Origin of the sequence: Bacillus cereus group sp. BfR-BA-01316 (assembly GCF_022664195.1) — a bacterium.
GTDB lineage: Bacteria > Bacillota > Bacilli > Bacillales > Bacillaceae_G > Bacillus_A.
Genome location: NZ_JAKUGX010000086.1, coordinates 1 through 677, shown reverse-complemented (window position 1 = coordinate 677; position 677 = coordinate 1). Strand labels below are relative to the sequence as shown.

Genomic DNA, 677 nt, shown 5'->3' with positions numbered 1-677 from the left:
GATGGCAGAGAGGTCACACCCGTTCCCATACCGAACACGGAAGTTAAGCTCTCTAGCGCCGATGGTAGTTGGGACCTTGTCCCTGTGAGAGTAGGACGTTGCCAGGCAATTCGGAGGATTAGCTCAGCTGGGAGAGCACCTGCCTTACAAGCAGGGGGTCGGCGGTTCGATCCCGTCATCCTCCACCATTTAGCCGACTTAGCTCAATTGGTAGAGCAACTGACTTGTAATCAGTAGGTTGGGGGTTCAAGTCCTCTAGTCGGCACCAGTTTTTAATTGTACGAGCCATTAGCTCAGTTGGTAGAGCATCTGACTTTTAATCAGAGGGTCGAAGGTTCGAATCCTTCATGGCTCACCATTTTTAATAAAATATGCGGGTGTGGCGGAATTGGCAGACGCACCAGACTTAGGATCTGGCGCCTTTGGCGTGGGGGTTCGACTCCCTTCACCCGCACTTTTAATAAAATATCTCATACATGTCTTGCGGAAGTAGTTCAGTGGTAGAATACAACCTTGCCAAGGTTGGGGTCGCGGGTTCGAATCCCGTCTTCCGCTCCAATTTTCAGTATGACATGCCGGGGTGGCGGAACAGGCAGACGCACAGGACTTAAAATCCTGCGGTGGGTGACCACCGTGCGGGTTCGACCCCCGCCCTCGGCACCATATGCGCCCGTAGC

At 53.2% G+C, this 677-nt stretch carries 6 tRNA genes and 1 rRNA gene; all 7 read left to right on the top strand.

Annotated features, from left to right (window positions below):
- Positions 1–107: ribosomal RNA gene (rrf, locus tag MR071_RS25050) — 5S ribosomal RNA — on the top strand; the annotation flags it as partial.
- A gap of 5 nt (positions 108–112) precedes the next feature.
- A tRNA-Val gene (locus MR071_RS25045) sits at positions 113–188 on the top strand.
- A 4-nt stretch (positions 189–192) separates the two neighbouring features.
- A tRNA-Thr gene (locus MR071_RS25040) sits at positions 193–268 on the top strand.
- 14 nt (positions 269–282) lie between these two features.
- Positions 283–358: transfer RNA gene (locus MR071_RS25035), tRNA-Lys, on the top strand.
- A 15-nt stretch (positions 359–373) separates the two neighbouring features.
- A tRNA-Leu gene (locus MR071_RS25030) sits at positions 374–454 on the top strand.
- 29 nt (positions 455–483) lie between these two features.
- Positions 484–558: transfer RNA gene (locus MR071_RS25025), tRNA-Gly, on the top strand.
- A gap of 16 nt (positions 559–574) precedes the next feature.
- A tRNA-Leu gene (locus MR071_RS25020) sits at positions 575–663 on the top strand.
- The last annotated feature ends 14 nt before the right edge of the window (positions 664–677 follow it).